The sequence below is a fragment of the Shewanella sp. K8 genome (genome assembly GCF_028823715.1).
Lineage (GTDB): Bacteria > Pseudomonadota > Gammaproteobacteria > Enterobacterales > Shewanellaceae > Shewanella > Shewanella algae.
In genome coordinates this window covers 74,013-88,056 of record NZ_JAPEHY010000001.1, presented here as the reverse complement: position 1 = coordinate 88,056, position 14,044 = coordinate 74,013, and the positions used below count along the sequence as shown (strand labels likewise).

Here is a 14,044-nt window from a genome sequence, read left to right as displayed (position 1 = left end):
GCCTCGTTTAAAGGCCTTTGGCCTTCGCAGTTACTGAGTCAGGAAGATGCAGTCATTTAAAAAGCACACCCTTATCCCGCTGGATCCCCGGGATCCTCTCTCCATCAGCCTGGCACTGGCGCAATACCGGCAACAACTGCAGCAAGGTACTATTCTGCGCCAGGGCATGTTCGATATCGAATTTGTCGCAGTGACCGACAGCGGCAACCGCCGCCTGCAAATCGATGACCTGCAAGATTCAGCACTGCGCAGCCTGCTGCAGGAAGCCCTGAGCCTGGGGCCGGATGGCGAAGTATTCATGCTGCCGCCACTCATCAGTGACGAATGTGACCTCTATCTCTCTGAACCCTTGCTGTTCGCCATTGCCATGCAACACTCTCGCCTGGCACCCGAACTGCTGGCCACCGCCGAGGTCATGATAGACTTCGCCCGCAGGCACAATGATCTGCAGCGCATGTGGCTGGACGACAGCCGCATTTTCGGGGTCGAGGCCCTGTTTCTGCTGGCCCGGCGCATGCCCGAACTGGCCTGGCTATTGGCACGCTTTCTTATCCCCGCCTGGGACAATGTCTACAGCAATGGCTATGAGCAATATATGGCACGGCTGCTCGAACTCAATGGCTGGAGCCCGGATATGCTGCGGGCCTTTGTCTGGTGCGACAGCGACCACATGCGCCAGGGCTTCTTCTACAGCGGCAAAACCGGCATTCAGAGTCATCAGCCACTGGCCGACTTCCTCAAGCAAAATCCACAGCAATATCCTCTGTTCAAACAGCTGTTGAGCGAGCGTTTACTCAATAGCCCCAAACTGCTCGCCGCCGAAGACCGCCCACTCGGCAGAGTCGATGCCGTGCTGCATTTCTTTGTCAGCATGTACCCGATTGAGTTTGCCTGGTTTGAAGTTGAACAGAGCGAGGGGCTGGATACCCTGCTTGAAAGCCAGTTTATCCGCGCCAGTCTCGAAGAGGAGATAAGCGACCTGCGCGCCGCCATAGAGAGCCAGGCCAGTGGCGCCCTGGCCTGTTATAGATGCGGCATAACCGGGAGCGCCGAAACCGACGCAGATGAGCAAGACGACAGCTATCAGGATGAGGACGATGAGAGGCCGGGCAGGCTGCTGCGTCTGTTAAAGCCATTGGTACTGGCGCAACCCCAAGGCGCGGCATTGTGGCAATATCTGCATGATGGCAGCCAATCCCAGGCGCTGGCGGCTCAGCAACCAATAGCATTAATTCCCGCTTGTAAGGCCAAAGCCCTAGGGCTCTATCACTACATAGTCGACTACTGCGTTACGGCAGAATCCAATCGGCATGTTGCCGAAGAGCTGAGCAGCATTCTCAGCGATAGCCGTTATGAACTGCTCCATGGTGATCAAGAAGATGTCGAAGCCTTTGCCGATATCTTGCCATCAAAGAGTCTGCAGCAAAGGCAACAGCAGTATTTACGCCTGCTGGATATCTGGTTCGCTTGGCTTGGCAAACCCGAATTGGAAGAGATCCGCGAAAACCTGGTCGACGATGAAGAACTGCTTGATGACGGCCAATATCTGCAGCGCTACGGCAACCTCAGTGACACGAGTGAGCAGGCACTGCTCGAGGCGCAACTGGTTAAACTGTTGCAGCAATGGAACGACAAGCGCCAGGTCTACAACCGCCCCTTGTTGAACAAGACCCTGGCCTTGTTCCGGCAACACCGCCAGCTTGCCAACCCGGATAACTGGCCACTGAGCCAAATGGAGCTCGGCCACTATGTGTTGCTGGCCTTCCTTTGGCAACAGGACTGTCTGGCCGGGTGCCATGACGCCACCAGCCGGGCGCTGAGCGAGAGATTAAACGCTAATAGCCCTTGGGAACAGCTTGCCGGGCAAGTGCTCAAACAGGCCGCAGACGATGCCAAGCCGCTCAAGGCGTTTATCTGTCGGCCCGACCCCTCTCTTTGTGAGCTTGAGGCGCTGCAACTGGCACAGGACCAGCTCTATCGAAGAGGGCGTGATGATGTTGGCCGCCAATTGACCCTGGAGCCCATCAGTGACTTCCAGCCCAAATACCTGCTGCTCGACAAACAAGACGGTTTTCGCCGCGGTGCCATGCTGTGCTATTTCCTGCTGGCCTCGCAGCACGCTTTAACTCACTCCTCGGCTCAGCCAAATGAGCCGCAAGCGCCGGCTCTCATACTGGCCCGGCGCCTGTGGCAATGGCTGCTGGAACTGGCGCCACTCAAGCTCTTGCATTATGCCGCCATGCCTTACAGTGACGATAATTTCGACCCTGAGTTTGACTCTGATACCGAGCGCCAGGGCTTTGTCGATAGCATGCGATCACTCGGCGTCAGTGAAGCCCTGCTGACAGTATTTGACTTCCAACTGTCGCTGAGCAGCGGCGATGGCGCCAACACCCTGCGCGCGCTAGCGCAGCTGAGCCCATTGACCCAGGCCTCATCGAGCCAGGTAGATTCACTGCTGCAGGCACTGAGACGACTGCCGGATAGAGAGAAGCTCAATGCCTTCGAACTGCTGGAGCTGCAATACCCCGGACAAGGCTTTATCCAACACCCTGAGCTGCAGCGGGAGTGGTCACTCTGCCTCGAGTATTTTATTCGCGACAACCTCAAGAGTTGGCAGCGGGTACTGGCTCAAGACTTTGATGGCCGCTGCGAGTTGCTGGAGCGGGGCATAAAGCAGCCTGTGGTTGCCGCGCCGCAACTTGTGGTTTGCGAGCAGGCCCAAGATGACAGATGGGACTGGCTCAATGTCAGCCTGATTCGACGTCAGGGTGAAGAGTTGCAGGCATTATTACTGACCCAAGCGATACCGCCGGAGGGCTTGCCCCAAGGTGTTCCGGGCGAGGTGCTGCTGTTTGACGAGAGTGTCAGCGCCGAGGAGATCTTGGCGGCATTCAAGGCCCTGTACTCGGTCGATGCCAGGGTCGCCTTGGTCAATGCTCGACTGCAAGCATACCTGAGTGGTGAACTGCCGCTGGCAGCCATGCAAGCCTGCCTGCAACGCTTGTTCGTCCTTGATGAGCTGAGTATCTACTCATCCTACGAGCGTTATGACCTCAAGCAGTGCCTGTGGCTGCTTCCCCCCCCAACCCGGCAGCGACTGCTGCAGCTCCTGCTTGGCTACCAATTGGGATTTGAACTGTTCGATAAGCAGCTATTGCGGGCCTTTATGGCCGACAAGGTGCGCCGCGGCGACTGGCCAGCGGCGCGATACATAGACAGGAGATACCAGGACAGCGATGAGCTGCAAGAAGCCGCGCTGAGCTGGCTGCTGCAAACTCTGGAGCCGCTGCGGCTTGAGCCGATGAAACTGCTACGTTTTTGCCTCGGCAAGGGGGAATATGAGGCTCCCTGTGACTGGCTAGTCGCTCAACTGAGAAACGGCACGCTGACGCCCCTTATTACTCAGTTGACTGTCAATGAGAAAATCGAGCTGATCGATTGCCTGGAAGGCGACTATCCCGACGCGGCCGAGTTGCTCTCGGCGCTGGCCAAAGATGGCTCCCGTCGGGTAAGAGACGCCATGGCAGAGCTTGCCTAACCGCCGCCGATTTGGGTAAGGCAAGGGGGTTGGCGGGCTGGCCACATAGACGCCAGGCAGCATGGGCACGCCTTTTAGGCTGTCTATGCTGCCCGCTTCAGCGCACCAGCCAGTCCAGAAATTGCCACAACAAGGCATTCATCTCCTGAGTCTCGGCCTGGCGCAGTACATCAGGTGGCTGCACCCAAGGACGGGGCTGACTAAACTCGGCGGCACTGTGACTGATAAGCGCCTCTATCACCTCGGCGTCAAATTCCAGATGGCACTGAAAGCCGTACACTCTGGCACCATATTCCACTATCTGCCTCGGACACACCTCACTGAATGCCAACACCTTGCTATCGGCCGTCAGCCCAGGAATATCATGGTGCCAATGCCCCAGAGTGACACTGTCGCCGAAGCTTTCCAGGCCTGGATGCGCCCTGCCGGCCGCGGTCAAGGTCACGGGAAAGAAGCCTATCTCAACCTCTGGGCTGGGTTCGAAAGGAGCACCGAGCGCCTCGCCAATCAGCTGCGCTCCCAAACAAATGCCCAACACAGCCACCTGTCCGGCAATGGCTCTGGCTATCAAGGCCTGTTCCGCCCGGGCATCAAAATAGTGGCACTCAGCAATGCCGGTTGCCGGTGACTGTGGGCCTCCGAGCACAACCAATAAACCTACGCCTTGGAGGCTCTGCGGCAAGGATTCACCAAGCCAGAGGCGGGTATAGCTGGCTTCATAGCCGCGCGCGCGACACCAGTTCGCCAAAACCCCCGGCCCTTCGAAAGACTCATGTTGAATAAAATGTACCTTCACCTGTCGCTCCCGCGTTTGTTGTTCAGTTGGCCGTCATGTTAGCCTTGACAGCAGACCGATAGATATCGACACAAAGACAGATAACATTGCCAAACCGCCAAACTATTTCCCCAACAGATACCCTAGCTTCAGAAGCACGGTTCGATGCCAACGGGCTGATAGCGGCTTATCCCGACGCCCGGGTGCTCAGCAAAGAACTGTGGATGCCCAGAGGGCATGTCGATAGCTGGCACAGCCACAACTGGCATCAGTTGGTGTTTCCGGCAAGCGGCCTGTTACAGACTCAGGTCAGGGATACCCGCTTTATACTGCCCCATAACGGCGCCCTGTTTATTCCGGCAACCCAGGAGCATGAGTCCAGAGTCCTGGTGGATACCCAGTTCATCGGTCTCTACCTGGATCCCGCATATAGCCAGGGCTTTCCCACTCAGGCCAAACCCTTGGCAGTATCTCCCTTTCTAAGGGAATTGCTGCTGCATATGACACAAGCACCCAGCCCGCAAGCCTCAGACGCAAGGTTGAGGTTGTTGGCGGTTCTCAAGGATGAGGTGATCCAGGCGGCGCCCTATCGTTTGGGGTTACTGCTGCCAAAAGACAAACGTCTGCTGCGGATTTTTGATGAACAAGTTGCCAGGCCGGCATTGGAAATGACTCTGGCCCAATGGGCCGAGCGGGTGGGCGCATCCGAGCGCACTCTTTCCCGGCTGTTTGCCCGGGAACTGGGTTGCAGCTATCCACTCTGGCGCCAGCACCTACGTTTGTTGAGTTCGCTGACGCAGTTGGAACAAGGTGAAACAGTGCAACAGGTGGCATTTCAGGCGGGCTATCAGTCCGATTCTGCCTTTATCTGTGCCTTCAAAGGTCTCTTTGATCAGACACCTCACCAATACCGTAGCCAGAATAGGCCAACGTAGAAGACGCTGGCTTAATCTGTACTTGGAAAACGCCGACTCACTCCCGCAGCAAAGACTGCAGACGCTGACGGATCTCATTCGGAATAGGTCGACTCTGCTCACAGCTGTAGTCGTAGTGCACCAGGGTGGTCTTGGCTTCGGCGGTAAGCAGCTCTCCCTGCCAACTCTGCTGCAATACTTCGAACGAGCTGTTGCCTATGCGGCTGACCGAGGTCAATACTCTGACTGTCTTACCGTAATAGGTGGGCGCCTTAAAGGCGATGGTGAATCCGGCCACTATCAGGTTCCAGTTGGCCAGATCCAGACCTGGGTTGAAGATTTCGAACACAGGCTCTCTGGCGGCTTCAAACCACACGGGCAGCACAGTGTTATTGATATGGCCCAGGCCATCGGTTTCATTGAATCTGGGTTGAATATCCAGGCTTAACGCTTCCATAGGGTATCCTATTGTTATTATTGTTGATTAAAACTCGCACTTGTCTTTGCCGGCCTTCAGCTTACCTTGAGGGTCAAACTGTTTGCCGCAAATTTTCTTGCCGTCCCGATACAGGGTTTCATAGCGGCCATCGTGATAGATGCCTATGACCACGCCATCGAAACGGGCACCATTGAAGTTGTAAACCTGTTCGCCATTGATCATCCGGTTGTATACAGAGATCCTCGGCTCCTCCTTATGGAACTTGCCATTGATGTAACGGCGTTCAACCATCTTGTTGGCCGCCGTTAGCTCCTGGCTCTTGAGCAGCCGTCCCTCACGGTCATAGCAGATATATTCCTGTTCATAACCGTAGCTGAGGCGTCTGAAACAAGCATCCTGACCATCTTCATAGAAGCTGTGTTGCCAACCGCACAGGTTATTGCTGGTTGCCGCGCCGTCATAATCGCAATAGAAGTTGATCTCCTGCAACTGGCCGTTGCGGTGAAAACGATAGCCATCGCCTATGGATATCCCTTTTTCTACGGTCCGAAAAGAGGAGATCCCATGAGGGCTGAAGCTGGCCTGCATTCCCTGACCCAGCCCTTGACTGAAGTTTTGCAGGCGCTCCAGTTGCCCCTGTTTATCGAAGCGATACCAGCGGCCTTCGGCGCGAGCATCACGATACTGCTGCACCTCCAGCAGTTGCCCCTGCTCGCTGTATCTAAGAACCTGTCCCTGAAGGATCTCATACCAACGACCTTCTTTATCTTGGTACGCCTGATAATCATACAAACTGCTCAGTTGACCATTTTCATGGAAATACAGCTGCTGGCCATCTTGCTTACCCTGCTTGAACTGCGCCAGCTTTTTCAGCTGGCCACTGGCATAGAAGTAACGACTCTGGCCATCAAGCTGATCGGCAAGATAATTTTCTTCCAGCAGCAGTTTGCCGCTGCGACCCAGTCGCTGCCGCAGTCCCTGTTTCTTGCCTTGATGGTAATGGGTCCGCAGCTCAGATTCGCCATCCATCTCAACCCAGAGGCCATCTTTCAAGCCATGGTCATAAGTCACCCTGTTGCCATCTTCAATCCAGGGGCCATGACGTTTGTTGTCAAAGTACGCACCCTTGAGCCAGATTTTTGTGGGTGTGGGTTCGGCGTCACTGCCAAAATCGGCCAGAAGCTCCTCGTATTCACCATGCAATAAGCCATCTTTGTAGTTCGCAAACCCCAGCGACAAGGTTTCGTCATAGTCGGATTCCAGCTTCCACAGGCCCTGTTGCTTGCCGTCGACGTACTGCCCCCGCCAAAAACGACCATCGAAGTCAGCCTCTATCCACTCGCCCTGCTGCAAGCCATTTTTATAGTCACCGGCGGCGTTGATACGGCCATTTCGTGGGCTATAGCTGGCCCAACTACCATGCAACTTACCGCCCTGGTAATAGGCACTCAGTGTCACACCGCCCCAGGTGCCACCGGTAGGAGTAAACCCCAGCAGCGGGCCACTGCGACCAGCCTCCCCCTCGATATCATCGCGCTGGTAAGCCACTTCGGTCACCATAAATCCTTCAGCTTCACCAATACCAAAGCTGAGCCGCTCGAAGCTGGCTGTCAGGAAGAATGCTGTCTGTCCCTCTTTAATACTGACGGGATACTTGAGCCGATAGGAGTACGCCTGCTCGGCGCGCTTCACCGCCCGCCCCTCTTCATCCCGGTAACCCAAGAGCTGCCCGTCACTCTCCAGGGCACCTTGCAGCAAGGCCCTGATGTTGGCGTCATCAGTGGCGTCAATATCGTAAGTCATCAAATATTGTTGCGGCGGCCAGCGCTTCAACTGTTTACGCACTTCGGCCACGGTGAAGTGTTTGAGGGAAGGAGCCAGCCGGTCAAGCCTGGGCTGCAGGCGTTGCAGCCACTGCCAATTGCTGTAGTCCCGACCATATCCCCTGATGGAAAGTTCTGAGCCGGTCTTTAGCATCACCAGGACTTCGCGCTGCTCATCACCATCGAGATCCTGATAAAAGACGGCGACAACCTGAGTCGCTGCCGGGAAGCTGTCCAGTGTTTCACTGTCATTGTCGCCCTTTATCTGGGCCAGCAGCTGCTCGCCATCCCGGAAGAAAGACAACTGCTCATTGTCTCCTGCCGGTAGTGTCAGCGGGCCGTGAGCCAATTCAGAGGCTGAAGAAAGCGGGGAAAAAATAAGGAGAAATAAGCCTGTGAGCAAGCCCGGTTGGAATAGTCGTTCCATATACTGCTTCCTTGAGAAATGACCTTGGCAACCCGGCCAAGATTGGGGGCCAATACTACAACAGCCGGTATTAAATCTAAAGGAATCATGCTATTAAAAAAGGCTGCCCAGGCAGCCTTTTTCAGAATTAACCACCATACATGGCGTTAATTTCGCGGGAATATTTGTGATAGATCATCTTGCGTCTGAGCTTGAGAGTCGGGGTAATCAAACCCGCCTCCATAGAGAAGGCTTCCGGCAGCAGGGTAAACTTCTTGATCTGTTCAAAACCCGCCAGCTCCTGTTGCAGGTGTTTGAGCCTTTCTTCAAAATGCTCCACCACATGGCTGTGACGTATCAGCTCCAGCGGGGATTCATAACTGAGTCCCTTTTGTTTGGCCCAGGCTTCCAGGGCTTCAAAGGCAGGAACGATTAGCGCAGTCACATAGTTACGGGCATCGGCAACCACCGCCACCTGTTCGATAAAGGGACAACAACCCACCTTGCCTTCAACCCGCTGCGGCGCAATGTACTTGCCGTTGGAGGTCTTCATCAGCTCTTTGATCCTGTCGGTGATAAACAGATTGCCCTGTTCATCCAGGTAGCCGGCATCACCAGTCCTGAGCCAGCCATCTTCGAAGGCCTCGGCTGTGTCCTCGGGACGGTTGAAGTAACCGCGCATCACGGTATCACCGCGAACCAAAATCTCATTCTCGGCCCCGAGACGAACTTCCACCTCAGGCATACAGCGGCCATTGGAACCTGTAACCCTGTTGTCCAATGTATTGCAGGTAACGGTTGCCGTGGTTTCTGTCATACCGTAACCACAGAGTACCGGCAGGTTAATGGCCGCAAAGAACGCACTCACTTTGGCATCCAAAGCCGCGCCGCCACAGGGCATCAGCTGCAGGCGACCACCGAGAGCGGCTCTGAGTTTGCCGTAAACCAACTTGTCGGCCAGATGCCATTGCAACGACAACCAGGCACTGGGTTTGGCCCGGCCCTGCATCACCTCAAACTGGCGCTCGCCCACTGACAATGCCCAGGCAAATAACTGGCGGCGACCATTTCCGGCTCGGGCAACTTTGTCCTGCACCGCGCTGTATACCTTTTCCAGGAATCTGGGCACCACACACAGGGTGTGAGGACGCACGGCGGCGATGGCTTCCTTGACTCTTTGAGTGTCGGCAAGGTAAACGTTACGGCCACCACGACTGAGCACATAGAAGCTCCAACCCCGCTCGTAAACATGGCTCAGGGGCAGGAAAACCAGTGACACCTGGTCACTGCTGAAGGGGATCTTCTGTTGATGCTGGCGCATGGCCGAGGCGAAGTTACGCTGATCCAGCATCACCCCCTTGGGATCGCCGGTCGTACCAGAGGTATAGATAAGAGTCAGCAGATCGTCCAGCGTGGCGCTCTGTTCCCTGGAGGCCAGCTCAGTGCGCGCTTCTTCGGGCACTGTCTGCTCTAGCAGGGTGTCCAGGTGTTGATGATGAGGCTGCTTGAGGGTGACTTGCTTGTCAAACACCACCACGCAATTCAGTGTCGGGCACAAGGACTCCAACTCACAAGCCAGTTCATACTGAGCTTTGTTGTCCACAAACAATAGCTTGGCACCGGCATCATTGATGATATAAGCAGCTTGCTCCAGGGTGGAGGTAGGGTAAACCGGCACCACAACACCTCGGGCGCGGATCACACCGACATCGACACAGGTCCATTGCGGGCAGTTGCGAGACAAGATCACGGCGCGATCCTGAACCTCAAAGCCGTTGGCAATCAGAGTTCCGGCAATGGCAGCACTGATACGGTTAAATTCATTCCAGCTGACCTTGTCCCAAGGCGCAGCCATTTCGAAGCCTTCCAGGGCGATATGCTCTGCGCGCGCTTTAAGCTGCTGACGCAAGAGATGGGTGATTCTGTACTGCTCTAGAGACATAACTCGGTTTACCTTTTTAGCTTACAGCTGTTCCGCTTTTGAGATTCTACCCCAAGGCTCAGGCAAACATAAGAGCTTTTGCTCTAATTCCGTACAGTATCACGCTCCACCCATAGAGATCAGACCAGTTGTTATATCAGGGTTCCAGTACTTCTGTACGCCATAATCTATTGCGGCCAAGATGAAACAACGTCCTTGGCAAAGAGCAGCCTGACCCGCGCTAAGACTCACAGTCCAATCTTGGCGAAATGCAATAATCGCCCGGCCGGCTGTTTCATACTTGTTCCCTGTTATTCTTTGGTTCGGGGCCAATGTTTGACTACCAACTGTTGCAGCCCCTGTTGCGACAACCCCAATTGCTGCGCCGTTGCCAACAAGTCTTCAAGCTGCGGCATTATCATGGCCTCGGCCGACAAATTCTGATGGGCCCGGCGCTGGGCTACCCGGGTTGCCTGGCCGCGTCGCCGCTCCAGCCATCCCTGCTCCACCAACTGTTTCACCGCCCTGGAAACTGTCATGGGGTTTACAGCCAGATGCTCAGCCATCTGCCGCACCGAGGGCAATACGGTTTCCTCGGGCAGCTGACCGCCGACGATCAGATGAATAATCTGCTCGCTCAATTGACGGTAGATGGGTTCGCCGCTGCCGGGGTTGACATGCAATAGTTCTAACATTAGCCTTGAAACACTGTATTAATACATTGATACACCAATAAAACTAACACACTCCGGCAGGAATGCCAAAAAGGAACACAAGCATGAAGCAAAGGAACTTTGGCCGGCACCACAGGCTTGCCGTAACCAGCATGCTGCTGTTGGCACTGGGGCTTTGTTGGACGCCACTGAGTCAGGCACAGACAGCTTCCGAAAGCACGGGCTGTTATGTCGATGGTCTGTCTGAGCGTCTGCGTTGCGGCACGATTCGAGTACCGGAGGATCCGCAAAAGCCCGAAGGGCGCCAGTTGGCAATCCACTATGCCGTCTTGCCGGCAATCAAGAATACCGCCCCCAATGAAGCCGTACTGGCCATCGCCGGCGGGCCGGGACAGTCGGCCATCGAAAATGCCGCCACCTTCAACCTGATCTTAAGCAAAGTGCGTCAAAACCGGGACATATTGCTGATAGATCAGCGCGGCACCGGCCAGTCCAACGCCCTTGAGTGTGCGGCGTTGGATCTGGAACAAACCCTGGCCTATAACGACGAAGCGCTCGATGTCGAACAGGAAACCCGTAACTGCCTGAGTAAGTTGGATGCCGACATCAGCCAATACGGCAGCGAGCAGGCATTGCACGACTTCGAAGCAGTTCGCCGGCATCTGGGTTATCAGAAGCTGCACCTTTATGGCATCTCCTACGGCAGCCGCATGGCTCAGCTCTATATGCGCCACTATCCCGAGGCACTCAAGACAGTGACCCTGGATGGCGTCGTGCCTATGCAGCAGAGTGTGCTGGCCATAGGTGCCGCCATTGGCCGGGCCCAGGATCTGCTGCTGAGCGATTGTGAGCAGGACGCTTTGTGCGCTCAGACCTACCCACAGCTGCGTCAGGAACTGAACCAGCTGGCCGAGCGCCTGGGGCAACATGCGGTGATGAAGAAGGTGCCTCATCCGGTAACCGGTGATATCGCCATGCTGACCCTGACCCGTAGCAAGCTGCTTGGCAGCCTGAGAATGGCGCTCTACAGCCCCTCGGTCAGAGCTCTGCTGCCCTACGCCATCCACCGGGCGGCCATGGAGGAATACCAACCTCTGCTGGGATTAATGGCTCTCAGTGTCGATAGCACAGGTATCGCCATGGGCATGCACGCCGCCGTGGTTTGCGGTGAAGATTGGCCCAGATTGACCGCCGCCGAGCGCCAACAGGCAGAGGCCAGCGTCATAGGCAAAGAGATGCTCAGCAGCCTGGACAGAAGCTGCCCTATCTGGAATGTCCCGGCCGCGGCGGCCACCTTTGCCGAGCCGATAGCCAGCGATATCCCCACCCTGTTGCTTTCCGGAGCCAAGGACCCCGCCACGCCGCCTTCCTGGGGTGAGCTGGCCATGGCTCAGTTGAGCAACGCCAGACACTTGATCTCCCCCTATGCCACCCATGGTGTTGCCGCCCAGTCCTGCGCCAATGAGCTGATCGCCGAGCTGGTCAAGGGCACGGCGCCGGACAAGTTGGATGGCGAGTGTCTCAACAAAGATGTGCGTCGCAGTTTCTATCTCAACGCCAGCACAGTGGAAGCCATTCCAGGAGGAACAAAATGATCAAGGTGACCAATCTGAGTAAGCGCATTGGCAAGGTTCAAGCCCTGGATGGCCTGAGTTTCAGCGCCGAAGATGGCATGATTACCGGCCTGCTCGGCCCCAATGGCGCCGGCAAGACCACCTGCCTGCGCACTGTGTTTGGCCTGCTGAAACCGGACGAAGGCATAGCCGAAGTCGACGGTATAGATGTCGGCCGCAATCCACTGGCGGCCAAGCAGCAACTGGGGTTGTTTCCGGATCCCTTCGGCCTCTATGAACGCCTGAGTCCGAGGGAATATATTCGTTTCTTCGCTGAACTCAGCGGCATGCCGAGTAAGGCCGCCAAGCAGGCGACTGCCGATGTGCTCGGCAAACTCAAGATGGACGATATTGCCGACCGCCACTGCAAGGGCTTTTCCCAGGGGCAGCGGATGAAGACGGCACTGGCTCAGGCCATAGTGCATCAACCGACCAATATTATTCTCGACGAACCCACCCGCGGGCTGGATGTGATGAGCACCCGGGTACTGCGAGAGCTGCTGTTGGATCTCAAACGCCAGGGCCACTGTGTGTTGTTCTCCAGCCATGTGATGCAGGAGGTCGCCGCTCTCTGTGACAAGGTGATTGTCATGACCCAGGGACGCGTGGTGGCCGTTGGCAGCCCGGCCGATCTATGCCGTCAAACCGGTAAGGAGTCACTGGAAGATGCCTTTATACAACTGATAGGCACGGATGAGGGGATAGCCGCATGATGAGTCGACTCTTGACACTGGTTCGCAAGGAACTGCTGGATGCCGCCCGCGACAAGCGTTCTGTAATGGCCGGTCTCTACTATGCCATAGGCACGCCGCTGATCATGTGCGGTCTGTTTGTGGTGCTGATTGGTCAGCTCTCCAGCCCGGATGACCTGCAAATTCGCATAGACAACGCCGAACAGGCGCCGGATCTGGTGCGCTATCTCGGCCAGAAGGGGATCAATCAGGACAGCGGCGAGCAGGCAGGCGCTCTGATACTGCAGATAAGCGAGCAATATCGGGCGCAGATGGCCAAAGGCGAAAGGGCCGAGGTGATCCTGATAGCCGACAACTCGGATGAAAAGCTGCAGAAATCGATTCGCCGTCTGGAGCGGGCGCTGCAGGGTTATTCCTCCGAAATGGGCAGCCTGCGCCTACTGGCCCGCGGTATAGACCCCAGGATAATGCAGCCGATTAAGGTGCAACTGCAGGATCAGGCCACGCCCGACTCCAAGGGCGGAATGATCCTCGGAATCGCCATCTTCACCATGATCTACTCGGTATTTATTTCCGGGATGAATCTGGCGATAGATACCAGTGCCGGCGAACGTGAACGCAACTCCTTGGCGCTGCTGCTGAGTCACCCTGTCACCCCGAGGCAATTGGTGATCTCCAAGCTGCTGGCGGTAACTGTGTTTGCCATGTTGGGCTTGATCCTGATTTTGCTGATCTCCAAGTTTGCCTATCCCATGGTGCCCTGGCAGGAGCTCGGCTTCAGCATCAGTATCAGCGCCGAGTTTATTGCCCTGATGCTGTTGATAGGCTTGCCGGTCGCCCTGCTGGCCGCCAGCATGCAACTGTTTGTGTCCTTCCTGGCCAAGACCTTCAAGGAAGCCCAGTCCTATCTGACCATAGTGCTGTTCGTGCCCTTGGCCCTGGCAATGACTGCCAGTTACGACATAGCGCCGGACACCTTGCAGTGGTTACCGGTTTCGGGGCAGCAACAGGCGCTGATGGCCTTTATCAAGGGTAAGGAGTTGCCGCTGCTGCAGCTGTTGGTATCCAGCTTGCTGACGCTGGCCATAGCCGCCGCCCTGGTGCTGGGGCTGGAGCGCTCACTCAAGAGCGAAAAGGTGGTGTTCGGCCTCTGATCCAAACCCCAAGGCCGCAAAAGAAAAGGCAAGCCGAGATTCAATATTGGCTTGCCTTTCGATTGCCGAAACCCCGAAACCCGCCCCCCTAA

10 protein-coding genes are annotated in these 14,044 nt (G+C 56.1%); 5 read left to right on the top strand and 5 right to left on the bottom strand.

The annotated features are described in order from the left end of the window. Window positions 1-46 precede the first annotated feature (46 nt). Window positions 47-3,541: a hypothetical protein gene (locus tag ON072_RS00360; protein WP_274625896.1), complete on the top strand. Its 3,495-nt coding sequence runs from the start codon at window positions 47-49 to the stop codon at window positions 3,539-3,541. 97 nt (window positions 3,542-3,638) lie between these two features. Here the strand turns inward: ON072_RS00360 and ON072_RS00355 are convergent, their stop codons facing one another. After that, complete coding sequence (locus ON072_RS00355; protein WP_274625895.1) at window positions 3,639-4,337, bottom strand: glutamine amidotransferase-related protein; 699 nt, start codon at window positions 4,335-4,337, stop codon at window positions 3,639-3,641. Between the two features lie 86 nt (window positions 4,338-4,423). On the opposite strand from ON072_RS00355, the gene ON072_RS00350 reads away from it, so the two are divergent. Beyond that, window positions 4,424-5,251: an AraC family transcriptional regulator gene (locus tag ON072_RS00350; protein ID WP_245003280.1), complete on the top strand. Its 828-nt coding sequence runs from the start codon at window positions 4,424-4,426 to the stop codon at window positions 5,249-5,251. 37 nt (window positions 5,252-5,288) lie between these two features. Here ON072_RS00350 and ON072_RS00345 read toward each other — a convergent pair whose 3' ends face one another. From ON072_RS00345 to ON072_RS00330, 4 genes are all read right to left on the bottom strand, one after another. Beyond that, window positions 5,289-5,687: an acyl-CoA thioesterase gene (locus ON072_RS00345; RefSeq protein ID WP_144224107.1), complete on the bottom strand. Its 399-nt coding sequence runs from the start codon at window positions 5,685-5,687 to the stop codon at window positions 5,289-5,291. A gap of 27 nt (window positions 5,688-5,714) precedes the next feature. Next, complete coding sequence (locus ON072_RS00340) at window positions 5,715-7,919, bottom strand: toxin-antitoxin system YwqK family antitoxin (RefSeq protein WP_274625894.1); 2,205 nt, start codon at window positions 7,917-7,919, stop codon at window positions 5,715-5,717. A gap of 127 nt (window positions 7,920-8,046) precedes the next feature. Further along, on the bottom strand, window positions 8,047-9,840 hold the full coding sequence (locus ON072_RS00335; protein WP_144224111.1) for an AMP-dependent synthetase/ligase: 1,794 nt from the start codon (window positions 9,838-9,840) through the stop codon (window positions 8,047-8,049). 290 nt (window positions 9,841-10,130) lie between these two features. Then, on the bottom strand, window positions 10,131-10,514 hold the full coding sequence (locus ON072_RS00330; protein WP_107005871.1) for a GntR family transcriptional regulator: 384 nt from the start codon (window positions 10,512-10,514) through the stop codon (window positions 10,131-10,133). Between the two features lie 83 nt (window positions 10,515-10,597). Here ON072_RS00330 and ON072_RS00325 point away from each other — a divergent pair, with 83 nt between their 5' ends. From ON072_RS00325 to ON072_RS00315, 3 genes are read left to right on the top strand one after another with little or no spacing between them, the layout of a single operon-like run. Beyond that, complete coding sequence (locus tag ON072_RS00325) at window positions 10,598-12,088, top strand: alpha/beta hydrolase (RefSeq protein ID WP_025009111.1); 1,491 nt, start codon at window positions 10,598-10,600, stop codon at window positions 12,086-12,088. After that, window positions 12,085-12,819 (top strand): ABC transporter ATP-binding protein, encoded by a 735-nt coding sequence (locus ON072_RS00320; protein WP_028780402.1) that lies wholly within the window; start codon window positions 12,085-12,087, stop codon window positions 12,817-12,819. Before ON072_RS00325 ends, ON072_RS00320 begins: the two co-directional genes overlap by 4 nt. Continuing rightward, on the top strand, window positions 12,816-13,952 hold the full coding sequence (locus ON072_RS00315) for an ABC transporter permease (protein ID WP_371872533.1): 1,137 nt from the start codon (window positions 12,816-12,818) through the stop codon (window positions 13,950-13,952). The genes ON072_RS00320 and ON072_RS00315 overlap by 4 nt, the downstream gene beginning before the upstream one ends. Window positions 13,953-14,044 lie beyond the last annotated feature (92 nt).